General features: G+C 66.3%; 18 protein-coding genes. 3 read left to right on the forward strand and 15 right to left on the reverse strand.

The window, feature by feature from the left end:
* Positions 1 to 13: 13 nt before the first annotated feature.
* The 4 genes from AC0V2Y_RS20360 to AC0V2Y_RS20375 form a co-directional block, all read right to left on the reverse strand.
* Positions 14 to 2,386 (reverse strand): TonB-dependent receptor, encoded by a 2,373-nt coding sequence (locus AC0V2Y_RS20360; protein WP_475414986.1) that lies wholly within the window; start codon positions 2,384 to 2,386, stop codon positions 14 to 16.
* A 224-nt stretch (positions 2,387 to 2,610) separates the two neighbouring features.
* Positions 2,611 to 3,765, reverse strand: coding sequence for an LLM class flavin-dependent oxidoreductase (locus tag AC0V2Y_RS20365; protein ID WP_475414985.1), 1,155 nt, complete (start codon positions 3,763 to 3,765; stop codon positions 2,611 to 2,613).
* 28 nt (positions 3,766 to 3,793) lie between these two features.
* Positions 3,794 to 4,876 carry an LLM class flavin-dependent oxidoreductase gene (locus AC0V2Y_RS20370; RefSeq protein WP_475414984.1) on the reverse strand — a complete coding sequence of 361 codons (1,083 nt, stop codon included), beginning with the start codon at positions 4,874 to 4,876 and terminating at the stop codon, positions 3,794 to 3,796.
* 233 nt (positions 4,877 to 5,109) lie between these two features.
* Entirely contained in the window at positions 5,110 to 6,303 is a 1,194-nt protein-coding gene (locus AC0V2Y_RS20375) for a sigma-54 interaction domain-containing protein (RefSeq protein ID WP_475414983.1), read from the reverse strand.
* Positions 6,304 to 6,460: 157 nt separating this feature from the next.
* On the opposite strand from AC0V2Y_RS20375, the gene AC0V2Y_RS20380 reads away from it, so the two are divergent.
* Positions 6,461 to 7,798, forward strand: coding sequence for an LLM class flavin-dependent oxidoreductase (locus tag AC0V2Y_RS20380; RefSeq protein WP_475414982.1), 1,338 nt, complete (start codon positions 6,461 to 6,463; stop codon positions 7,796 to 7,798).
* A gap of 11 nt (positions 7,799 to 7,809) precedes the next feature.
* Here AC0V2Y_RS20380 and hmgA read toward each other — a convergent pair whose 3' ends face one another.
* From hmgA to AC0V2Y_RS20435, 11 genes are all read right to left on the reverse strand, one after another.
* Complete coding sequence (gene hmgA / locus AC0V2Y_RS20385) at positions 7,810 to 9,114, reverse strand: homogentisate 1,2-dioxygenase (RefSeq protein ID WP_475414981.1); 1,305 nt, start codon at positions 9,112 to 9,114, stop codon at positions 7,810 to 7,812.
* On the reverse strand, positions 9,111 to 9,296 hold the full coding sequence (locus AC0V2Y_RS20390; protein ID WP_230502921.1) for a hypothetical protein: 186 nt from the start codon (positions 9,294 to 9,296) through the stop codon (positions 9,111 to 9,113). The genes hmgA and AC0V2Y_RS20390 overlap by 4 nt, the downstream gene beginning before the upstream one ends.
* 12 nt (positions 9,297 to 9,308) lie before the next feature.
* On the reverse strand, positions 9,309 to 10,988 hold the full coding sequence (locus AC0V2Y_RS20395) for an FAD-dependent oxidoreductase (RefSeq protein WP_475414980.1): 1,680 nt from the start codon (positions 10,986 to 10,988) through the stop codon (positions 9,309 to 9,311).
* A gap of 12 nt (positions 10,989 to 11,000) precedes the next feature.
* Positions 11,001 to 12,335 (reverse strand): MFS transporter, encoded by a 1,335-nt coding sequence (locus AC0V2Y_RS20400; RefSeq protein WP_475414979.1) that lies wholly within the window; start codon positions 12,333 to 12,335, stop codon positions 11,001 to 11,003.
* Positions 12,336 to 12,510: 175 nt separating this feature from the next.
* Positions 12,511 to 13,329, reverse strand: coding sequence for a helix-turn-helix domain-containing protein (locus AC0V2Y_RS20405; protein ID WP_475414978.1), 819 nt, complete (start codon positions 13,327 to 13,329; stop codon positions 12,511 to 12,513).
* 11 nt (positions 13,330 to 13,340) lie between these two features.
* The gene (gene msrA, locus AC0V2Y_RS20410) at positions 13,341 to 13,850 is read right to left on the reverse strand and encodes a peptide-methionine (S)-S-oxide reductase MsrA (RefSeq protein WP_475414977.1); all 510 of its coding nucleotides are present in this window, start codon (positions 13,848 to 13,850) and stop codon (positions 13,341 to 13,343) included.
* 56 nt (positions 13,851 to 13,906) lie between these two features.
* Positions 13,907 to 15,250, reverse strand: coding sequence for an MBL fold metallo-hydrolase (locus AC0V2Y_RS20415; protein ID WP_475414976.1), 1,344 nt, complete (start codon positions 15,248 to 15,250; stop codon positions 13,907 to 13,909).
* A gap of 107 nt (positions 15,251 to 15,357) precedes the next feature.
* The gene (hemB, locus tag AC0V2Y_RS20420) at positions 15,358 to 16,332 is read right to left on the reverse strand and encodes a porphobilinogen synthase (protein WP_475414975.1); all 975 of its coding nucleotides are present in this window, start codon (positions 16,330 to 16,332) and stop codon (positions 15,358 to 15,360) included.
* Positions 16,333 to 16,444: 112 nt separating this feature from the next.
* Positions 16,445 to 17,347 carry a VirK/YbjX family protein gene (locus AC0V2Y_RS20425; protein ID WP_475414974.1) on the reverse strand — a complete coding sequence of 301 codons (903 nt, stop codon included), beginning with the start codon at positions 17,345 to 17,347 and terminating at the stop codon, positions 16,445 to 16,447.
* 166 nt (positions 17,348 to 17,513) lie between these two features.
* Entirely contained in the window at positions 17,514 to 18,866 is a 1,353-nt protein-coding gene (locus AC0V2Y_RS20430) for a sensor histidine kinase (protein ID WP_475414973.1), read from the reverse strand.
* Positions 18,859 to 19,545, reverse strand: coding sequence for a winged helix-turn-helix domain-containing protein (locus AC0V2Y_RS20435; RefSeq protein WP_070218452.1), 687 nt, complete (start codon positions 19,543 to 19,545; stop codon positions 18,859 to 18,861). The genes AC0V2Y_RS20430 and AC0V2Y_RS20435 overlap by 8 nt, the downstream gene beginning before the upstream one ends.
* A gap of 289 nt (positions 19,546 to 19,834) precedes the next feature.
* Here AC0V2Y_RS20435 and AC0V2Y_RS20440 point away from each other — a divergent pair, with 289 nt between their 5' ends.
* Together AC0V2Y_RS20440 and AC0V2Y_RS20445 are read left to right on the forward strand one after the other, a co-directional pair.
* A complete protein-coding gene (locus AC0V2Y_RS20440; RefSeq protein ID WP_475414972.1) occupies positions 19,835 to 20,611 on the forward strand; it encodes a DUF481 domain-containing protein in 777 nt (258 codons plus the stop codon).
* 1 nt (position 20,612) lies between these two features.
* Complete coding sequence (locus AC0V2Y_RS20445; RefSeq protein ID WP_475414971.1) at positions 20,613 to 22,496, forward strand: esterase/lipase family protein; 1,884 nt, start codon at positions 20,613 to 20,615, stop codon at positions 22,494 to 22,496.
* Positions 22,497 to 22,606 lie beyond the last annotated feature (110 nt).

The following is a 22,606-nucleotide window of genomic DNA, read 5'->3' on the forward strand; positions in this document are numbered from 1 at the left end:
CTGCCCTGCGCGGTCAGAACTGCAGCGTGTACGACGCGCCCACCGTGCGGCCCTGGCCGATGATCAGCGTGTCGCCGTTGACGGCGCCGGGCACGAAGCTGGTAAGCGTGTGGTTGCGGTAGACCTTGTCGGCCAGGTTGTTCGCATACGCCGTGATGCGCTGCTTGCCGCCCGGGAGCACGTACGACAGGCGCGCATTGGCCAGCGCGAAGCCGCCCTGGTTCAGCAGGTCGCGCGCGGCATTTTGCGGGTCGACATAGTAGTACTGCTTCGACGTGTAGCGCACGTCGCCGCTGAAGACCAGCTGCGCGCCATTGCCCAGCGGGTAGCGGTAGTCGGCCGCCAGCAGGGCCGTCACGTGGGGCGAGCGCACGAATTCGTTGCCGGAGCGGTCGCCGCCATTGTTCTGGATGGCGAAATCGTCGAATTCCGTGCGCAGCAGGCCCAGGTTGGCGTTGACGTGCAGGTTGTCCGTCGGCTGCGCCTCGATCTCGAATTCCGCACCGTTGACGTGGGCCTTGCGCACGTTCTGCAGGTAATTGACGCTTTGCGTGGGGTCGCCGTTGTACACGCCCGTGATATTCACCTGCACGTTCTTGTAATCATAGTGAAAAACGTTGGCGTTGAAGTTCAGGCGCCCGTCCAGCCATTCCGACTTGATGCCCGCCTCGAACGAGTTCAAGGTTTCCGGCTTGACCGTGTTCAATGCCCGCACGTCCGTGGCGCTGGTGTTGTAGCCGCCCGACTTGATGCCGTGCGCGTACTTCAGGTAGCCGCGCAGGGTGCGGCTGAAGCGGTATTCGGGCGTCACGTCATACGTCAGCGCGTTCCACGTGGTCGATGGATTCGACGTGAAGTTATTGTTGGCCACCGAAGCGGCCGTGTAATTGCCGCCCCGGACCGTGTTCCACCAGCTGGCCGCGTCGCCGAACGTCACCGTGTTCGATGCGGCCTGCACGCGCTGCAAGTCGAGGTCCTTGGTTTCCGTGGTCCAGCGCAAGCCAAACGTGGACAGCAGCTGCTCGCTGAAGTTGACGGTCGTGCTGCCGAAGATGGCCGCGCTGCGCGCCTTGTGCTGGTAGATGGTGCGGTTGTAGCCAACGGGCTGGGTGCTGCCCGCCAGCGCCGGCACCGTGCCGTTGGGCAGGCGCGCGCCGGCCGAATCGGCATCGATCTTTTCATTGAAGTAGAACAGACCCGCCACCCAGCTCACGGCGCCGTTCTGCGGCGACGTCAGGCGCAGCTCCTGCGACACTTGCCGGCTGCTGGCCTTCGAGCGGCTGCGGCCCACTTCCAGCGGCGTGTTGTCGCTGTCGCCCGTCGCTTCGTTCCTGAAATTTTCATAGCCCGTGATGGAAGTGAGGGTCAGTTCGCCCAGCGCATATTCGAGGTTCAGCTGGGCGCCGCCCTGTTTCACGTCGCTGTCGGCGGGCGCGTTCGTGCTGACGTCGTCGGGATTGGTGCTGGGGATGTAGCCGTTGCGGTACACGCCATTGGCGCCGTAGCTGGCCACGGTCGTGGTGGCGCCCTTGGTCGTGTAATCGCGGTAATGCAGGTTCAGGTTCGCCGTCAGGTCGCGCCCAATCAGGGCCTTGAGCTGGCCGCGGATGGCGCTGTCCTTGAGCTTTCCATCGCGCTCGCCCGTAAACTGGTTGTGGAAGCGGCCCCTGTCCTGCTGCTCCGTATGGAAGGACAGCCGCCCCGCCAGCACCTCGTCGACCAGCGCGCCGCCGATGGCGCCTTCGGCCACGGTGGTGTCGTAGCTGCCGTAGTCGAGCTTGGCGTAGCCGCTGGATTTGAACGAGGGTTTGCGCGAGATCACGTTGATGGCGCCGCCCGTCGTGTTCTTGCCCCATAGGGTGCCTTGCGGGCCGCGCAGCACTTCCACCCGGTCCAGGTCGAACAGGGGAAAGCCCGTGGCGCTGGAATTGCTGATGTAGACGTCATCGAGGTAGAAGCCGACGGGATTCGGAAAGTCCACCTGCTGCTGGCCCGCACCCACGCCGCGTATCCACCAGCGCGGGCGGCCGTGCTGCTGCGTGCCGGCCGAGGCGTTCGGCACGTAATTGAGGACTTCGCTGGCCGAGCGGCCGATACCCGTGTCGAGCAGCTCCTTGCCGCCTAACACCGTGATCGCGCTGGGCACCTTCTGTGCCGATTCCTCGCGCTTTTGCGCCGTCACCGTCACCGATTGCAGCGAGGCGCCCTCGCCGGCGCCATTCGCGTCGGCCGCGGCAATGACATCGGCGCCAGGCGTTTCCGCATGGGCCAGACCTGGGGCGAGCATCAGGCCGCCGATGGCGAAGGCCGAGCGCAGCGCGCGGCGCACTGGCGTCAGGTGGAAAGGAAATGGGGAAGAGTCGGCGGGAGCAGTCGAACGGCGCATGGGTGATTATCCTTGAGTAAAGTCAAAACGCGAGATGGTGATGACCAGTATTGCAAGGCGCATGCCCGCTGCCGCAGCGCAGCAAAACAGAACTTAAGTGTTTGATTTCAAAGGAAGACTATCGTGATGATAGCGCTGTTGATTTGGCAGCAGCGCCGGTGCCGCGTGCTGCCTGCGCGACAGCAGGCGGTGGCGCTGCTGTCGCGGCAACAGGTGAGAGACGCTTAAGCGGCGCGCAGCAAGGCGGCCGTGTGGCCGCGCACGAGGGGCAGCACTTCCTCGCCCACGCGGTACGCTTCTTCCAGGTGCGGCGTGCTGGCCAGGATGAAGGCGTCGGCGCCCAGCTGCACCAGTTCATCGAGGCGTTCGGCCACCTGCTGGTAGCTGCCGACGATGCCCTGCGTCTGCCCGCCGCGCAGCAGGTTGAAGCCGGACCAGATGTTCGGCGCCGTGATCAAGTCCTTGTAGCTGTTCAAGGTGGCCGGGCGGTTGCCGCGCTGGCGCGCCGCGCCCACGGAATCGCCGCCATCGGCACCGAGGAACTGGCGCAGGGTAGCGGCATCGACGGCGTCAAAACCCTTGCGCACCTCGTCCCACGCCTCTTCTTCCGTGGCACGGGCGACGATGTCGACGCGCACGGCGCACTTGATCTTGCGCCCAAGCAGCGCCGTCTTTTCATGCACGCGGGCGAATTTTTCGCGCAGCTGCTCGAACGGTTCCAGCCACGTCAGGTAGTAATCGGCGTGCTTCGAGGCGGAACCGAGGGCCGCGTCGGACGAGCCGGAAAAGTAAATCTCGGGGAAGTCCTGCTCCGACAGGGGCGTGGCCAGGCCCGCGTCTTCCACCTGGTAGAACTTGCCCTGGTAGGAAAACGGCCCGCCGCGCCACACGCCGCGCACCACGTCGAGAAATTCCGTCGTGCGCGTGTAGCGGTCGTCGTGGCCGGCCGCATCGCCCCACCACAGCTGCGCCGGGCCGCCACCGCCCGTGATCACGTTGTACAGGGCGCGCCCGCCCGTGGCCCGCTGCAGGCTGGCCGTCATGCGCGCGGCCACCACGGGGTTCAGAAAGCCGGGCTGGAACGGGATCATGAAGCGGAAGGTGCGCGTTTCGCGCGCCAGCAGCGCGGAAATGGCCCATGGTTCATCCGTCATGGGAAACGACGGGATCAGGCCGCCCTGGAAGCCCGATAGTTCGGCCGCGCGGGCGATTTCCGCCAGGTAGTCGATATACGTAAAACCGTCGGCGCCGCCGCCACCGAGGCCGGCCTGGCGCAGGTTGTCATTGCCGGGGAACCAGTCGCCGCGAAACGGCGTGCGGGCGCGGTGCGAACTCGGTTCGCCATGCGTGGGGATGCGCCAGAAAAAATCGATTGCCATCAGGGGTACTCCTTCAAATAATGTGGATTCAAGCCGCTTGCAGCGCGGATGCCGTCAACGATGCCCGCAAGGCTGGCAATACGTGTTCGCCGATGCGGTAGGCTTCCTCGAAATGGGGGATGGCCGCCAGCACGAAGCTCGACACGCCCGCCTGCGCGTACGCTTGCAGCGCGGCGCTGACCTGCGCATAACTGCCCACCAGGGCCCCGTGGGCGCCCGTTTGCGCTTGCGCAAATCCGGGCCAGAAGGCGGCGGCACGGTCATCGAAGGGCGCATCGTCAGGCAGCCCGGCGCCGCTGCGGTAACGGCGCGCGTCGCGCAAGGCTTCGTCGAACGTTTCACGGGCCAGCACGTCGATGCGCAAACCCGCCGCCACGGCACGGCCCAGCTGGCGCGCCTGCGTCTGCAGGCTGCCGATGGAAGGCTGCAAGTCCGCCACGGGCGCCGCATCGAAGACGTGCACGTCGGCCTGGCGCGCCGACAGGGCCAGCGCCTCGGGCGAGTCGCCCGTCAGGTAGATGCCATTGACGGGGTGGTTCGCCAGCGGGCCCTTGAAGCCGCCATCCTGCACTTCGAAGAACCTGCCCTTGAAGCTGAACGGCGACGTACTTTGCACGCCGCGCGCCACCGTGATGAATTCATCGATGCGGGGCAGAATATCGGCGTCGGGCGCCGCATCGCCCTGGCGCCGGCGCGCGGCCGCATCGCCGCCGTGCCCGATCTGCCAGGCGAAGCGCCCGCCCGTGAAGCGCTGGAAGCTGACGGCGTTCTTTGCCGCGTACACGGCCGAACCCCAGGCCGCGTCGAATTCGGCGATCAGCTTCAGGTGGCGCGTGCTGCGGGCCAGGTAGCCGGCGACGATCCAGCTTTCATCGCCCTGCGTATCGTGGCGTATCTGGATGCCGTCAAAGCCGGAAAGGTCGGCCGCGCGGGCGATCTGGTGCAGGTAGTCGAAGTAATTGAAGGGCGGACGCGCGCCGCGCGGGTCGCTCACGCCCGCCTGCAGGGGACTGGGCACGCCAGCGGCCCGTTCGCCCCGGCGCGTGATGCCGGGCGCCGCATAACGGCCGTCGCCGCTGGTGGGCAATTGCCAGATGAATTCGATGGTCATGCATGGACTCCTGTCGTGGGTCGAAGAAAACACCGCCGCACATTGGTGCGGCGGCCTGCCCTTCCCTCCTCGCAGAAAACATGCCAGGCGCCGGAGAGCCAGCGACGCCCGAAGCTGCTGCTTGCGCAGCAATCGGCTGCGCCCACGGCAGCAATGTGCTGCGCGCGCAGCAGCCATGAAAAAAGCCGGCGCCGCATTGCTGCGGGTCCGGCTTCAGGATTGAAGATGCACGATTAGTCGATGGCGCCCGCCTTTTTCAAAAAGGTGCGCAGGATGTTGCGGCTCAGGTTCAGGTGTTTCGCCGTGCGCACCTGGTTGCGTTCATTGCGCTCCCACGCGGCGCGCACCAGTTCCTGCTGCATCGCTTCGAATTCCACGGCCTCGCCCGAGTCGAGCAAGGCTTGCCAGGCGCGGGCAAAGCGCTCGGCGGCCAGCAAATCGTCCTGGCCCGCTGCGCCGTGGGCCGCGTAGGCGATGTCGGCGCCGCCGGCCCACGCGTCCGGCACGGGCACAGGGGCGGACGCGGGCGCCGGAGCGCGGTGCCAGCCAGACAAACTCAGGTCCTCGGCGCGCACGACGCCGCTGCGGCACACGAGCAGCGCGCGGTGGATGACGTTTTCCAGTTCGCGGATATTGCCCGGCCATGGATAGGCCAGCAAGGCCTCTTGCGCATCAAGGTCCAGTTCCACCTCGCCCAGGTGCAGGCGCTGCGCATAGATGGCCATGAAGTGGCGCGTCAGCGGCATGATGTCGCCCGGGCGCTCACGCAGGGGGCGCAGCGGCAGGCCGATCACCTGCAGCCGGTAATACAGGTCTTCGCGGAAGCGCCCGGCCCGCACGGCTTCGGCCAGGTCCACGTTGGTGGCGGCGATCAGGCGCACGTCGATGGGGATGGCGCGCCGCGCGCCCAGGCGCACCACTTCGCGCTCCTGCAGCACGCGCAGCAGCTTGACCTGCATCGCCAGCGGCAAATCGCCGATCTCGTCGAGGAACAGGGTGCCGCCGCTGGCCGTCTCGAACCAGCCAGGCTTGCCCTGCTGCGCGCCCGTAAATGCGCCTTTTTCATAGCCAAACAGTTCGCTCTCGACCAGGGTTTCGGAAAACGCGCCGCAGTTGATCGCCACGAAAGTCTGCTCGGCGCGCCCGCTCAAGCCGTGCACGTGGCGCGCAATCAGCTCTTTTCCCGTCCCCGTTTCGCCCGTGATCAGCACCGTCGCCTCGCTGGGGGCGATGCGCTCGATCAGCTCGTGCAGCTGGCGCGAACGGGGATCGGCAAAAACAAAGGCCGTGGCGCGCACCAGCAAGCTCATTTGCTGCGGGTCGCGGAAGGCGACCAGCGCCTCGCTGTCGCCGTCAGCGCCCGCGCCGCGGGCGAGGTGGGCGCTGCGCGCGAAATCACTGCTGAAATTGTGGGCTAAGAGTTCCATGGGGCGACTATACCGCGCGCCATCTCCAGGCGTGAACGAATGGTGCCGCGCTAGCTTATCCGGATTTTGCATATGCGGACGCCAGTCCAATGCTGGCCCGAAGCTTGCATCAGCATTGACGCAGATCATGTTGCCAACCCACCACGGAGCTTCCCCCATGCCAGCACGCCAGCTCGTCCTGAACGTTTTTTTGCAGCGCCACGGCCACCATCCGGCCGCCTGGCGCCATCCGTCCGCCAGCGCCAGCGGACGGCCCGACCTGGCCTGGTGGCTGCGCGCCGCCAGGCTGGCCGAGGCGGCCAGGTTCGACAGCTTTTTCATCGCCGACTTCATCGGCCGCTCGGGCGACGTCATGCCCGACACGGGCCGCGCCGCCATCGGCCTGCCGTTCGAGCCATTTACCCTGCTGTCGGCCATTGCCGCAGTCACCCGCCACATCGGCCTGATCGCCACCGTCAACACGAATTACGAGCACCCGTATCACGTGGCGCGCAAATTCAGTTCGCTCGACCACCTGAGCGGCGGGCGCGCGGGCTGGAACGTCGTTTCCTCGTTCGCCGAGCATACGGCGCGCAATTTCGGCATCGATGCGCCGCGCAGCCACGCGCAGCGCTATGCGCGCGCCGATGAATTCGTCGCCCTGTCCAAGGCCCTGTGGGACAGCTGGGACGACGACGCCTTCGACCGGCCAGACCGCGCCGGCGGCCGGTTCTACCAGCCGGCAGCCGGCCATGCGCTCGATTTCCAGGGCGAGTATTTCGCCTCGCAAGGCTTGCTGGACTTGCCCCGCCCCGTGCAGGGCCACCCCGTGCTGGTCCAGGCGGGCAATTCCGAGACGGGCCGCGAATTTGCCGCGCGGCTGGCCGAGATGGTGTACTGCTCCGCCACCTCGCTGCCAGTGGCGCAGGCGTATTACACGGACGTGAAAGGGCGCATGGCGAAATATGGCCGCGCCGAAGATCAATTGAAAGTCACGCCGGGCCTGTCCGTCGTGGTGGCGGAGTCGGATCAGCAGGCGCAGGACCAGTTCGGCGAGCTGCAGGACCTGGTCGACTTCAGCAACCTGGAATTTGGCGGCTTCGACTTGTCCGGCTATCCGCTCGACGGCCCCCTGCCCGACCTGCCCTACGAGGCGGGCGACAATGGCAAGGGGCGTTTTCAACAGCAGCTGGAGCTGGCCCGCCGCGAGCACCTGACCTTGCGCCAGCTGGTGCTGCGCTTTCGCGTGGCGCGCGGCCACCTGCAAGCGATCGGCTCCGTCAAGACGGTGGCCGACGTGATGGAGCAGTGGTTCGTGGAACGGGGCGCGGACGGCTTCAACGTCGTGCCGCCCCTGCTGCCGCAAGGCTTCGAGGACTTTACGCGCCTGGTGGTGCCGGAACTGCAGCGGCGTGGCCTGTTCCGCACCGAGTATGCGGCCAGCACCCTGCGCGGCCACCTGGGACTGGCGCGGCCCGCCAACCCGCATACGCTGGGGCGGGCGCGGGCCGCCTGACCAAGGCTAGACTAGGCTTGATCGGGATCAAAATGCTTGCGCAAGCCTTGCCAGCATGCGAAATAGTCGTTTTGCAGCAGGCCACCATCCAGCGCGAACGGCGTGGGCTTGAGGATGGTGCGCGTCTCGAACATGAAAGCCATGGTGTCGGCCACTTTCGCGGGCGCGGACGTGTCGCCGTGCGAGGCCTTCTCGAACGTCTGCGCATCGGGGCCGTGGCCGGACATGCAGTTGTGCAGGCTGGCGCCGCCCGGCACGAAGCCGGCCGCCTTGGCGTCGTACACGCCGTGGATCAGTCCCATGAATTCGCTGGCCACGTTGCGGTGGAACCAGGGCGGGCGGAACGTGTGCTCGGCGGCCAGCCAGCGGGGCGGGAAGATGGCGAAGTCGATGGCGCCGAACAGCGGATTTTCGCTCGGTGCCTGCAGCACGAGGAAGATCGACGGGTCCGGATGGTCGTAGCTGATCGAGCCGATGACATTAAAGCGGCGCAAATCGTATTTGTACGGCGCGTAATTGCCGTGCCAGGCCACCACGTCCAGCGGTGAATGGTCGAGGGTCGTGCGCCACAGATGGCCGCCGAACTTGGCCAGCAGTTCGCAATCGCCCTCGATATCCTCGTAAGCCGCGTGCGGCGTGAGGAAATCGCGGCTGTTGGCCAGACCGTTCGAGCCGATGGGTCCCATGTCAGGCAAACGGAAAGCCGTGCCGAAGTTTTCGCACACATAGCCGCGCGCCTGGCCATCCGGCAGGGTCACGCGAAAGCGCACGCCGCGAGGAATGACGGCGATTTCCTGCGGTTCCAGCTCGATCAAGCCCAGTTCCGTGGCGATCGCCAGCCGCCCTTCCTGCGGCACGACCAGCAATTCGCCGTCGGCCGAGTAAAAGAAGCGCTGCATGGAGCGGTTGGCCGCATACACGTGGATGGCGCAGCCGCTCATCGCTTCGGCGCTGCCGTTTCCCGCCATCGTTTGCCAGCCGTCGATGAAGTCCACCGGCGTGGCGCCGTCGGGCAGCGGCAAGGGGTCCCAGCGCAGCTGGTTCGGAGGCGTGGGCGGCATGGCGTGAAAATCGCTGACGATGCGCGTGTTCGCCAGCAGGGTAAATGGCGGATGCTGGCTGGCGGGACGGATGCGGTACAGCCACGAGCGCCGGTTCTGCGCGCGCGGCGCCGTGAAGGCCGTGCCAGACAATTGTTCCGCATACAGGCCCAGGGGCGCCCGCTGCGGCGAATTCTGCCCCTGCGGCAAGGCGCCGGCGATGGCTTCCGTGGCAAATTCGTTGCCGAAGCCGCTTTGGTAGCCGGCGCCTATCATGCGCGCACCGCCAAGCCGTCGGCCGCGTCGCGCAGCAAGCCCTGCACCACGTCGGCCTGGCCGATGGCGCCCATGGCCAGCAAGGCGAAGCGGGCCAGGAACAGCGGCGAGCGCTGTTCGCCCAGGCCGCCCATGGTGTGGCACAGCTCGGTGTAAAGATTGTCGAGTTCGATGTCGGTCATGTTGTCTCCTTGTTACTTTGATTGGCCGATGCCGGCCGCCGCCAGCGCTGCCGCCACCTGCCCCGCCTGCACTTGCCGCCAGCGCCCCAGCACGTGGCCGTCCGGGCGCACCAGGTAAAACGTGCCTGGCTGCGCGTCGAACAGCAGGAATACCTGTGCCGTGTGGTCCCAGGCGCCCCCTTGCGCCCCGCTGCGGGCAATCGCCACCGTCGCTAACGGCAAGCTATCGCCCAGCGCCAGCAGTTCCGCGGGCACCGTGCCATCCTCGCTGAAATACAGGCCCGTGAAATGGCCATCGGCGCGCTGCACCAGATCGGTAATATACCCCGCTTTTTGGCCGCCGTTGTGCGGCAGCGCCAGCGGACACTCGGGCAGGACCGTGCCGGGCGCGGGACCGGCAGCGAACGTGTCGCAATCCGGCGTATTCAAGGCCGACTGCGCATACGCGATGGCGCTGGTCTGGCGCGGGTTGATCAGCGAGCGCACGTGCGCATGCTTGCCTGCCAGGCCCAGCACGGCCGTGCGCATCAGTTCGAAGGCAAACGTGGGCGGCGCCATGAATTCCGTGCTTTTCGTACCATGACGCAGGTTTTCATGGGCCGCATATACGCGTTCGTCCGAATAGCTGTCGAGCAAGGCATGCGGCGCCTGGCCCTTGACGACGTACGCCAGCTTCCAGGCCAGGTTGTCCGCGTCGTCGATGCCGGAATTGGCTCCGCGCACGCCGAAGATGGGCACCAGGTGGGCCGCATCGCCCGCGAACAGCACGGGACCGTGCCGGTATTTATCCAGCGTCAAGGCGTTGGCTTTATAGATGGTGATCCATACGGGATGCCACGGTGCCGTCTCTCCCATCATGGCCAGCAGGCTGTCGACGCGGGGCGCCACGTTTTCCAGCAGCACGGCCGCCTGCGCATCCTCGTCGTCGCGCAACTGGTAGTCGATGCGCCAGATGTCGTCGGGCTGCTTATGCACCAGCACGGTCGAACCGGGGTTCGACGGCGGGTCGAAATACGCGAGACGCTCCGTCGGACGGTTGCTCTTCAGGTGGATATCGACGATGACATAGCGCCCTTCGTAGCTGGTGCCCTGCAATTTGAGGCCCAGTGCCTCGCGTACCGTGCTGCGCCCGCCATCGGCCGCCACCAGCCAGTCCGTGTCGATGGTGTAGGTTTCATCGGGCGTGGCCAGCGTGACGGTGGCGCCATCGGCGCGCTGCTGCACGCCGGTGACGCGCGTCTGCCAGCGGATATCGATCAGCTCGGGTACGCGTTCGGCCGCGTCGAGCAGGAATTGCTCGATATGGTATTGCGCCAGGTTGACCATCGGCGGCAGTTTCTGGTTCGCGTCTTGCGGCATCGTAAAGTGCAGCACTTCCTCGTCGCGATAAAAGCTGTGTCCGCCCGCCCACGGCAAGCCTTTGCTGATAAAACCGTCGAGCGCGCCCAGGCGTTCGATGATTTCCAGGCTGCGCCGCGAGATGCAGATGGCGCGGCTGCCCGTGCAGACGCCGTCGTCCGCCTCGATCAGCACCGAGCGCACGCCGTGGCGCGCCAGGCCCAGGGCCGTGGCCAGGCCTACGGGCCCGCCGCCGACGATCAGCACCGGGACGTGCTGCGTGTCGGTGCCGACAGCCTTGCCGGGCGGATACACTTTCGGCACATGGGGATAAGGGTGAAACGTGTCGCGCATGATGATGTCCTCTCAAGAATGTGTTTTGCCGCCGCGCGCGATGGGCAGGGTCAGCACGATGGCCGCGCCCGCCACCAGCAGCACGCTGGCATACAGCAAGCCCGTGGCAAAGCTGTGCGTGAAATCCTTCAGCCAGCCCACGACGACGGGATTGAGGGCCGAGCCGATATTGCCCGTGGCATTGATGACGGCAATGCCGATGGCGCGCGCGCCCAGGCTCAGGGCCCGGTCCGGCGTGGTCCAGAAGACGGACATGGCCGTATACGCGCCCGTCGAAGCCATGCATACGCCCAGCAGCTGCACCACGGGATTGGCCGCATACGCGGTGAACAGCCAGCCGGCGGCCGACAGCAGCATGGGCCAGACGATATGCCAGCGGCGCTCCTGCAGGCGGTCCGAGCGGCGGCCCCAGGCGATCATGCCGATGACGGTGCACACTTGCGGGATGGCGGCCAATAAACCGATCTGCGTGTTGCTGGCGTTGCTATTAAAACTTTTCACGATCAGCGGCGTCCACACAGCCACCATGGCCAGGGTATTCACCAGGCAAAAGTAGGCGACGCCGAATTTCAGCACGGTGGGCGACAGCATTTCCGCCAGCACGGAGACTTTTTGCCGGGGCGCATCAGGCTTGTGCTCGGCCGCCAGCATGCGGGCCAGCACCTGCTGTTCCAGCCTGGTCAGCCAGTTCGCCTTGTTGGGCGCGTCGTCGAGGTAGCCGTAGACGGCCAGGCCCAGCAGCACGGAAGGCATGCCTTCGAGCAAGAACAGCCATTGCCATCCCTTCAAGCCCCAGTGGCCGTCCAGCCCCAGGATCAGGCCCGACAGGGCTGAACCGATGGCGGCCGTGACGGGCATGGCGATCATGAACAGGGCATTGGCACGCGCCCGGTAGGCGCTGGGAAACCAGTACGTAAGGTACAGCAGCATGCCGGGCAGAAAGCCCGCCTCCGTCACACCCACCAAAAAGCGCAGCGCATACAAGCTGGCCGGGCCGCTGGCGAACAGGGTCGCCGTCGAGGCCAGGCCCCAGGCGATCATCATGCTGCCGATCCATTTACGGGCGCCGATGCGGGCCAGCACGATGTTGCTGGGGATACTGCAGGCGATGTAGGCGATGTAGAACAGGGTGGTGGCAAAGCCGAACTGGGTGCCGGACAAGCCCAGGTCCTGCATCATGGTCAGGCCGGCAAAGCCGATGTTGATGCGGTCAAGAAAGGAAAACACGAACAGCAGGAACAGAAAGCCCAGCAGATGGCGCGATACCTTGCGCATCACCTGCTGTTCCATTTGGTCGGTGGCCGCGTCGAGGACGGGCGCAGTGGTGGCTTGTGTGGCGGGGGCCATGCTTGTCTCCATAAGGTGTCGCCCTCCCCTTGTTGGTTTTATGGGGTGAGAGCGGCCGGGTGATCCCGGCTTGAAACACAGTATGCAGACGCGCGCCGCGAACCCTGTCCCCATTTTGGGGACATTTCGCGGCGAACACAGTCAAAAAGGCGGAGCCATCCCTACGTCCAAGGGACTAGACAGGCGCTGGCGCCATGCACAGGGCAAACAACTGGCGCTGGCTGGAAATGCCCAGGCGTTTATAGGCGCGTTTCTGGTAAGTCGTCACGCTGGACGGTTGCACGCCCATGATCTCGGCGATTTCCACGGCCGTGAAGCCTTCGAGCACGCAGCGCAGCACGTCCAGTTCGCGCTTGCTCAGGGCGGGACAATGCTGGCGCAGCCTGGCCAGCATCATGGGCGCGACGCCTTGCGCGGGCTGGCCGTTCAAGCTGTAGTGGTGCTTGGCCGCATGAGCGAACAGCGGAGACAGGGTTTCGATGGCGGCGATTTCGCCAGGCTGGAACTGGCCCTGGCTGCTGTCGCGGTAGAAATTGACGGACAGCCAGATGTCGCCGGCCGGCTGCACCAGCAGCGACAGCCGGTCCGATACATTCGGTTTTTGATAGCAGGTGGCGCGGTAGCCGGGATGGTCGATCTCGTCGCTGGCTTGCTGGTGCAGCACGATGGCGGGATCGATTTTCCGCCCGGGCGCGGGTGCGATCACGCGCTGGTTGCCGTCGAGCGCGTAATAGTGGCGCGCATAACTGTCAGCAATATCTTGCAGGAAACGCCCGCCGCGCCGGTCGGCCACGGCCACCGTGCGGGGCCGGTTGCCGAATTCATAGGCAAAGATCGTGCACTGGGCAATGGGCGCGACCGTGCTGACCGTCTTCAGGATGGCCCCGGCGACGGCGTTCACGTCGGCATGGCCGATGGCCGCCATCAGCTCCAGGGTACGCCCGAAGTCCAGCTGCCCTTCCGCCTGCCGCCGCTCGACGCGCCAGTAACGCATGCCCGTGCCCTCTACTGCGCGCGCTGCGGCAAGACCCAGTCCGGCCGGATGTAGTGGCAGGTGTAGCCGTGCGGCAAGCGCTGCAGATAATCCTGGTGCTCCGGTTCCGCTTCCCAGAACGGGCCGGCCGGTGCCACTTCCGTCACCACCTTGCCGGGCCACAGGCCGGACGCGTCGACGTCGCGGATGGTGTCCTCGGCCACCAGCCGCTGTTCTTCGCTGGTGTAGAAGATGGCCGAGCGGTAGCTGGTGCCGCGGTCGTTGCCCTGGCGGTTTTCCGTGCTGGGGTCGTGGATCTGGAAGAAGAATTCCAGGATCTTGCGGTAGCTGATGGTCTTCGGGTCGAAGATGATCTCAATCGCTTCCGCATGCGTGCCGTGGTTGCGGTAGGTGGCGTTGGCCACGTCGCCGCCGCTGTAGCCCACGCGCGTGGCGATCACGCCCGGATAGCGGCGCAGCAGGTCTTGCACGCCCCAGAAGCAGCCGCCGGCCAGGATCGCGGTTTCGTTGTCTTGTGCCATGGTGTCTTTCCCGTTCTCGTCAGAAGCAGCTATCTTACTCTGTCGCGCGACTTTCTTCAGCGGGCCAGCAGGCGTTTGAGCTGCGCCGCCTGGTAGGCGCCGATGGCGTCGTTGAACAGGCAGCGGATCAGGGGATCGTCGACGATGTCCGCTTCGGCCAGTGCGGCCCGCGCCCCGGCATCGAACGGGCCATCGTTGATGCGCATGTACATCGACGTCAGCGATTCACCCAGCACCAGCGCCGCATGGCATTTCACCAAGGGCAGCTCCGTGGTCCAGCCGGGCGCTTCGTTCGTCTCCGGCACCAGGTCGATCAGGTCGCCGTGCGTGCGGTAATGCAGGACCGTGGCCGCGCCGTCGTGGCCGTACAGGGCCAAGCGCCACAGGCGCGGTTGCTGGAAGTAGCTGTCCTCGGGTAGTTCCATGTCGCGGTAGCGTTCAAGCAAACCGTTCCGGCAAAAATCGAGCACCAGCGCCGCATCATGGGCACTCAAGGGCGCGAAACGGCGGGCGATGTCGGCCGTGGCGGGCGACGGCGCGTCGGGGCGATAGTCGAAATCCACGTCCTGCGGGCCCACGGGAATGACCCAAGGCAGCGGCGCGGCCGGCGTCATGCCGTGCGCGTCGAGCAGCACGGACGTCGATGGGTCGAGGCGGAAGATGTGCGCCTCGGGCAACGCGGCGCCGATTTCATCGGCAAAGCGGCGGTAAGTGATCGGGAACATCGCGTGGTTGTACCAGGACCAGTCTTCCTGCACGAACTGGCAGGAACTGGGCACGAGGTAACGGGGCGCCAGCGCGCGCAGCTGGGGTACCCAGTCGTCGGGAAGCTCGACCGGGCCGCGCGTTGCCAGCGACGGCGCGATGACGGCGATCTCGCGCATGGTCTGGAACGGCCACAAGACCATGTCCCAGGGCGCGAACGCGGCCAGCTGCGCCAGCGTCTCGGGGCCGATCCACGAGTCGACGACGTTCAAGACGTTCAGCCCCGCCGCACGCACCTGGAACAGCGAATCAACATCGTCATCGAGCGCCCGGCGCGGGATCACCTCGATGGCGCCCACGCGCACAGGCACGTCCACGTGCAGGCGCTGCACCTGCGTAAAGCCGAGCGCGCGCAGCATCGCGAACAGTTCGTCGAAGACGCAGTACAGATAGATGGGCGTGGCGCGGTCGAGCACGTCGAGGCTGTCGAGCGAGCAGTGGTCGTCGTGGAAGTGCGAAATGAAGACGGCATTCCAGCGCAGCCGGCGCACGGCGTCGAGGTCGAAGCGCACGGACGGAAACGCGTGGCAGTTGCGGCTGAACGGGTTTTCGACGATGGGGTCGAAGGCGATGGCCGTGCCTTCGCATTCGAAGACATAGCCGGCGTGCAGAATGCGGGAGATTTTCAGAGGCATGGGCGTGGGGAATGCAGAGAGAACCCCTGCAGCGTAAATGCTGGGGTCAGACCCGCCGGGTCTGACCCCGGAATTTGCTTTCGGGGTGAGAAAAACGCCGGGAATGCTCAATACGGATTATTCAGCACATCCATCGCGAAGTAGGTAAAGATCATGTCCGCACCCGCGCGCTTGATGGCGCCCAGGGTTTCCTGCACCACGCGGCGCTCGTCGATGGCGCCCGCCTGGGCGGCGAACTTGATCATCGCGTATTCGCCGCTGACCTGGTAGGCGCCGATCGGCAAACGCGTCGCTTCGCGCAGGTCGCGGATGATGTCCAGGTAGGCACCGGCCGGCTTGACCATCAGCGCATCGGCGCCTTCGGCTTCGTCGATCAAGGACTCGCGCACCGCTTCACGGCGGTTCATCGGGTCCATCTGGTAGGTCTTGCGGTCGCCCTTCAGGGTGCTGCCGGCCGCGTCGCGGAACGGGCCGTACAGGCCCGAGGCGAACTTGGTCGAATACGCCATCACGGGCGTGTCGTGGAAGCCGGCCGCGTCAAGCGCGCTGCGGATCGCCGCCACCTGGCCATCCATGGCGGCCGAAGGGGCGATGATGTCGGCGCCCGCCTGGGCCGCGATGACGGCCTGCTTGCCCAGGTTCAGCACCGTGCTGTCATTGTCGACCGTGTCGCCATGCAGGATGCCGCAATGGCCGTGGTCCGTGTATTCGCAGAAGCAGGTGTCGGACATGACCACCATTTCCGGCACGGCGTCCTTGATGATGCGCGACATGCGCGCCACCAGGCCGTCCGGGTTCAGGGTGTCCGTGCCGTGGCTGTCCTTGTGGTGCGAAATGCCGAAGGTCATGACGGAGCGCAGGCCGGCGCGCGCGTAGCGCTCGATTTCCTGCGCCAGCTTCGCTTCCGGAATGCGGCGCACGCCGGGCATGGACTTGATGTCGATGAAATCGCTGCTGCCTTCGTCGACGAAGATCGGCAGGACCAGGTCCTGCGGATTGATCTCGGTTTCGCGGAACAGCTCGCGCAGTTGCGGGGTCGCGCGCAGGCGGCGCATGCGCGAAGTGGGGAATTGTGCTGGCATGGGGTGACTGGCTTCAGGTTAACAACGCCGATAAGTATACGCCGATCGCGCCGCTTGCGCCGGGCCGCCCAGCAAAAAAGCCGCGCAGGTCAAAAAAGACCGGCCTGCGCCTTCATTGCGGCTGCAACAGGGCAGCCACTTGCCAGCGCATGTCCGCCGCCAGCTGCACCAGCATGGCGCCGCGGCGGCGCGCATCGGCGCGTTTTTTCGACGGCACCAGTTCCAGATCCGGCATCCGGCAAGGGCCGCATGGCAGGCGGTAATTGCCGTCGCCGGCAGGCAGCGCATGCAGCTCGCGCCACGCCAGGTCGTAATCGCACGAGATGTGGCGGCGCCGGCGCCAGTTCAGCGCGATGCGGTTGGCGTTGCTGACCAGGTCCAGGTGGCCGCAGCCGAAAAAGTCGCCCAGGTCGCGCAAGGCGGCCACCATCAGGTTTTTCGGCCGGCAGCCGTGCAGCGCCCGCGTCGCTTCCTTCACCGCCTGCGCGCCGGCGGGCGAGCGCAAGCCCTGCAAGGCGCCCAGCTGGATGGCGCAGCCGCCGGGCTGGGGACGGAACAGGAAACTGGCCAGGTACAGCGACACGCCGTCGCGCGTCAGGCGCAGGCACAGGTCCCCCTCGCGGTGGCTGTCGTGGATGGCCGTCAGCTGCAGGCGGTAGGTGGCGCCATCCTTGCCTTCGATGGCGGCCAGCACCAGCGCGCGGCGCGCCGCGTACTCCACCAGCGGCCGCGCGCCCGCCTGCCACAGGAAGCGGTAATGCCCGCGCAGCAGATCCACCCTTGCCGCGCAGCCGATGCGGCGGCTGGCGTAGGGGCGGTAAATCTTGTACAGCAGGCTGGGATGGGCGTGCGCCAGCGCCGCCAGGCCAGGCGTGCCGGCGACAAAGGCTAGCCAGCGCGCGCGCTGCAGGGGAAAGACGATGGCGCCCAGCGCGGCCTTGAGCAGGTGGCCATGCTGGCGCAGGGCCGGCGGCTGCGGCGCGGCGTTGTCGCCGGTGGCGGTAAAAGTATGCATGCGAACGGCTCTACGACGGGTCTGGATCAACGGGACGCGGCGACGGCCGCAGGCAGCCCGCAACGGGCGGCTGCGCGCTGGCAGCCGTCTGATCCGGGTAGAGCGGATGATAGGGGGAGGTGAAAACGAAGGGGGTTACAAGTTGGTAATGTGCCGTCTGGCCGTGCTAGCGCAGCAGGCGCAAACGCAGGCGCAAACCCGGCGCCGCGTCCTCGATCTCCAGGCTGCCCCCATGCAGGGCGGCGATGGCCGCCACGATGGACAGACCCAGGCCATTGCCGGGCAAATGGCGGCTCTTGTCGAGCCGGTAGAAGCGCTGCGTCAGCTTCGGCAGTTCTTCCGTTGGCACGCCGGGGCCGTTGTCGCGCACGGCCAGCCAGCTGCCCTGCGCATCGCTGCCGGCCGACACTTCCACCGTGGCGCCCTGCCCCGCATATTTGATGGCGTTGTCGACCAGGCTGGCCAGGGCGCTGCCCAGCAGGTTGCGGTCGCCCCGCGCCGGCACGCCCTCGCCATACATCTGCACCAGCAGCACGCCCTGCTCGTCGGCCGTCGCTTCATACATTTCCACGATGTCGGCGCCGATCTGATGCAGGTCGATGTCATCGAAATTCTCGGGACGCATGCCCGATTCGGCCGCCGCGATCTGCAGCAGCTTGTCGAACACGCGCGTCAGGTCGTCGATGTCGTCGATGGCCGCCTGCGCCGCAGTTTCGTAGCCGGCCACGCTTTGCTGCTGGCGCAAGGCGCCATCGAGCTTGTTGCGGATGCGCCCCAAGGGTGTGCGCAAGTCATGCGCGATGGCGTTCGACACGTGGCGCACGCCCTCCATCAGGTGTTCGATGCGGTCGAGCATGCGGTTGATGTCGCGGCTCAGCAAGCCGAATTCATCCTCGCTGGAGACGGGAATGCGCCGGCTCAGGTCGCCAGCCTCGATCTCGCCCGCCGTGCGGCGGATCTGCCCGATGCGCGCCTCGAGCTGGCGGCGGAACAGCCAGGCGCCCGCCGCCACCAGCAGGATGGCCACCCCGCCGCCATAGGCCAGCGAGCGCAGCACCAGGGTGCGGATCGACTTGCCCTCCTCCATGTCGCGCCCGACGAACAGGCGCGCGCCGTCCGCCAGGTCGCGGATCAGCATGCGCGCGGGCACCCGGCGGCCTTCGCGCGTGACGTCGCGGTGCAGCAGGCGGCCCACGGGGCTGCCCAGGTCGGGCCAGGACGACAGGTTGCCCGCCACGCGGCGGCCATCGGCGTCCACCAGCAAGAAGATCTCCGTGTCGCTGTCGGTGCGGTCGGTCAGCAGATGGGCGATTTCCGCCGTCGTGCGGCTGCTGCCGCCCTGCTCGTACAGCGCGGCGAGGCGCTCCGAGAGCAGGGCCAGCTTGCGGTCCACGCTGCGATCGAGCACGCCGATGGTGCCGAAATAGAACACGGCGCAGACGATGCTGATCGACGCGACCACCAGCACGCCATAGCCGAGCGCCAGCCGGGCCGCGATCGAACGGTGCAGCTTACGCACTGTCGAGCACGCCCAGGGTGTAGCCGACGCCGCGCACCGTGTGGATCAGCGGCGGCGAAAATTCCTTGTCCACCTTGGTGCGCAAGCGGCTCACCTGCACGTCGATGACGTTGGTCTGCGGATCGAAATGGTAGTCCCACACGGCTTCGAGCAGCATGGCGCGCGTGACGGACTGGCCCTGGTGGCGCATCAGGTATTCGAGCAGGCGAAATTCGCGCGGCTGCAGGGCGATTTGCCGGTTGGCGCGCGTCACGCGCATGGTGCGCATGTCGAGCACCAGGTCGGCCACCTGCAGCTGCGTCGATTCGGGCACGGGCGCGGCGCGCCGCAGCAGCGCCTCGATGCGCGCCAGCAGTTCGGCGATGGCGAACGGTTTCGACAGGTAATCGTCGCCGCCGCTGCGCAGGCCGCGCACGCGTTCGTCGACGCTCGACAGGGCAGACAGCACCAGCACGGGCGTGTTGCGGCCCATGCCGCGCAGGCGCGCGACGATGGCCAGGCCGTCGATTTCGCCGGGCAGCAGGCGGTCGAGCACCAGCGCATCCCAGTCTTCGCCGCAGGCCAGGCGCATGCCATCGATGCCATTGTCGCAGGCGGTGACGTCGTGGCCCGCTTCGCGCAGGCCGGCACAGATATAACGGGAAGTTTCGGCTTCGTCTTCGATGACCAGGCAGCGCACGGGGAATTCCTTGTAAAGATCAGGCAGCAAATACGCGCAGCATACGCCAGGCGCGCGCCACTTGCCAGCCCCGCCGCGCAGGCGCGGGCCATCCATATAGCCGCATTCGCGCGTGCCGCGGCGTGCGGCGAACGATGACAGGGTCGGGTACAATACAGCCTCGACAATGTTTGGCCGCGCCCGCGCGCCCCTGTTTCAGGCGCCGTCCGGCTTGCCGCGGCCAGCATCGCCACCACTGCCACTAACGAACAGCAGGCGCGCCCGGCGCGCGCCACAGACCACTACAGCCATGAAATCGACCCACTCTCTCGCACTGGCGCTGGCCATGGCCATCAGCTGCGGCAGCGCCGCCGCCGCAGACACCAAACAAAGCATGTTGTTCGATGAAATCCCCATCGGCAGCTGGAGCACGTCCGCCGAACTGGGCGCCATCACCACTTCGGGCAATACGGTCGGCACCTCCGTCACGGGCAAGATCGACGCGCGCCAGGAACTCGATGACTGGAGCAACCAGTACATCTTCAGCGGCTACTTCAAGGAAGACGAAACCACCGACGACGACGGCAAGAAGGTGCGCGAGCGTTCCGCCGAGCGCTTTTCCGCCTCCGCCAAGGCCGCCTACAAGCTGATGGCCGACCATGAAAAACTGTTCGTGCTGGCCTCGCATGTGAACGACAAGTTCGGTGCCTACACCAAGTACTCGACCCTGGCCGTCGGTCATGGCTCGCGCTGGTACCAGTCGAGCGACAAGAGCGTCGACGTGGAAGTCGGTCCAGGCTACTTCAGCGGCACCAACGATGCGGGAGAATCGGAACACGGCCTGACGGTGCGCGGCGCGGCCGCCATGAAGTGGAAGATCAGCCAGTCGGCCATGTTCACCCAGACGGTCAGCGTGGAACGGGGCACCTCGAACACCCACTCGATCGCCGAAACGGCCCTCAGCACGAAAATCAACGGCACCATGCAGATGAAGGCCGCCTTCAGCGCCCGCAACGATACGCGCGTGCCCGATGACAAGAAGAACACGGATACGCAGACCTCGCTGACCCTGGTCTACTCGTTCTGAGATGCCGGCCACGCTGATGCGGCGCTTGCGCCTGGGCGCCCTGCTCTGTGCCGCGGCGCTGCTGAGCGGCTGCGCCGCCGTCACCGTCAGCGCCATTTCTCCGGCCGACTACCTGCAGCAGCGGCGCGGCGACATCCTCACCACGGGCAAACTCAGCGCCTCGGCCAGCGAGGTGCTGCGCATCATCGGCAGCGACATCGCCGCCTGCGAAGCCAATACGGGCAGCTGCCGCGCCGACCTGGCCCGCTCCGAGCTGCTCAGCGACGAGCAGCGCCTGGCGACGCTCTCCGAATTGTGGCTGGAAAGCGCTCTGGCCGAAGAAAAACAGGGCGGCCACCCCAGCGCCGAGCGCCTGGCCGCCTGGCTGGAATCGGCCCGCTACGCCTACGCTTACCTGTTCTACACGACGCGCACGCCGGGCCAGCGCGCCTTCGAGGAACGCCAGACGCAGATCCGCGACTACTATAACTACGCCGTGCAAAAAGCCGTCGGCAACCTGTTCCGCCACCGCGGCGAATACCGCCCGGACGGCCATGTGATCCGCGTCGCCGGCTGGCACATCGACAGCGAATTGTCGGCCCTGCGCCTGCCCGACGACGGCACCCTGCCCGAAGAACTGCTGCCGGCCACCTCGCTGTCGTTTTCCGGCCTGCGCAATGTGTACCGGCGCGACGGCTTCGGCGCCGACCTGGTCGCCGTCATGCCCAAGCCCCCGGCGTCGAAAGGCGACTATGTGCCCTATCAGGAAACCCGCTTCCCCGTCGTCACGGCGCTGATCCGCTTCGACGGCAACAGCCTGCAGGAAGTCCTGGCAACGCAGCAGCTGCTGGTGATGCTGGTCGATCCGACGCGCAGCGAATCGACGCGGCTGGCGGGCCAGGAATTGCCCGTGGCGGCCAATTTCACGGCCGGCTACGGCCTGTGGCTGGCCCGCTCCGGCTTCGGCGTGCAGGCGCTGCGCACCCTGTTCGGCCGCGCCGACGGCATTTCGCGCCCGCAGGTGCACCTGATGCAGCCCTACGACCCGAACAAGCGCACCATCGTCATGCTGCACGGCCTGGCCAGCAGCCCGGAAGCGTGGATCAACGTGGCGAATGAACTGATGGGCGACGAACAGCTGCGCCGCCGCTACCAGATCTGGCAGGTGTACTACCCGAGCAACGCGCCGCTGGCCGCCAACAACGCCGCCATCCGCAAGGCGCTGGCCGCCACCCTGGCGCAGTTCGACCCGGCGGGCAAGGCCGACGCGGCAAACGACATGGTCTTGATCGGCCACAGCATGGGCGGCGTGCTGGCGCGCCTGATGGTGTCCGACGCCAGCAACACCCTGCTCGACGCCATCACGGAAGAATACAATTTGAAGGGCAAGAAGGCGGAAAAAGTGCGCGCCGGGCTGGCGCCCTACCTCAATTTCACGGCCATGCCGCAGGTGAACCGCGCCATCTTCATCGCCGCGCCGCACCGCGGCACCTCGTTCGCCAACCACAAGGTGGCGCGCTGGATCGCCAACCTCGTCACCTTGCCCATCACCATGCTCGACCAGCTGTCCGACGCGGCCGGCAGCCTGGCGCAGCTCGACACGGGCAGCAGCGAACCGCTGCGCATCCCCAACAGCATCGATAACCTCAGCGACAAGGACCCGTTCGTGCGCCTGGTGGCCGACCTGCCCATCAGCCCGAACGTGCGCTACTACTCCATCATGGGCAACGACACGCCGGACCTGCCCCTGGCGGAATCGAGCGATGGCGTGGTGCCGTATGCCAGCGCCCACCTCGACGGCGCCCTGTCGGAAAAAGTCATCCCCTCGTGGCACAGCGTGCAGGAAAGCCCGCAGGCGATCCTGGAGATACGGCGGATCTTGCGGCTGCCGGACAACTTGCCCTGATCGGCCGCATATATCTCGCTGTCCGATGCCGGAAAAATGCGCTTTTCGCTTGATAAAGTTGCGAAACATGATAATCTTGTGTGTAAGACGCCTGGCGCATATACCTGAGG

The sequence above is a fragment of the Janthinobacterium sp. BHSEK genome (assembly GCF_056174685.1).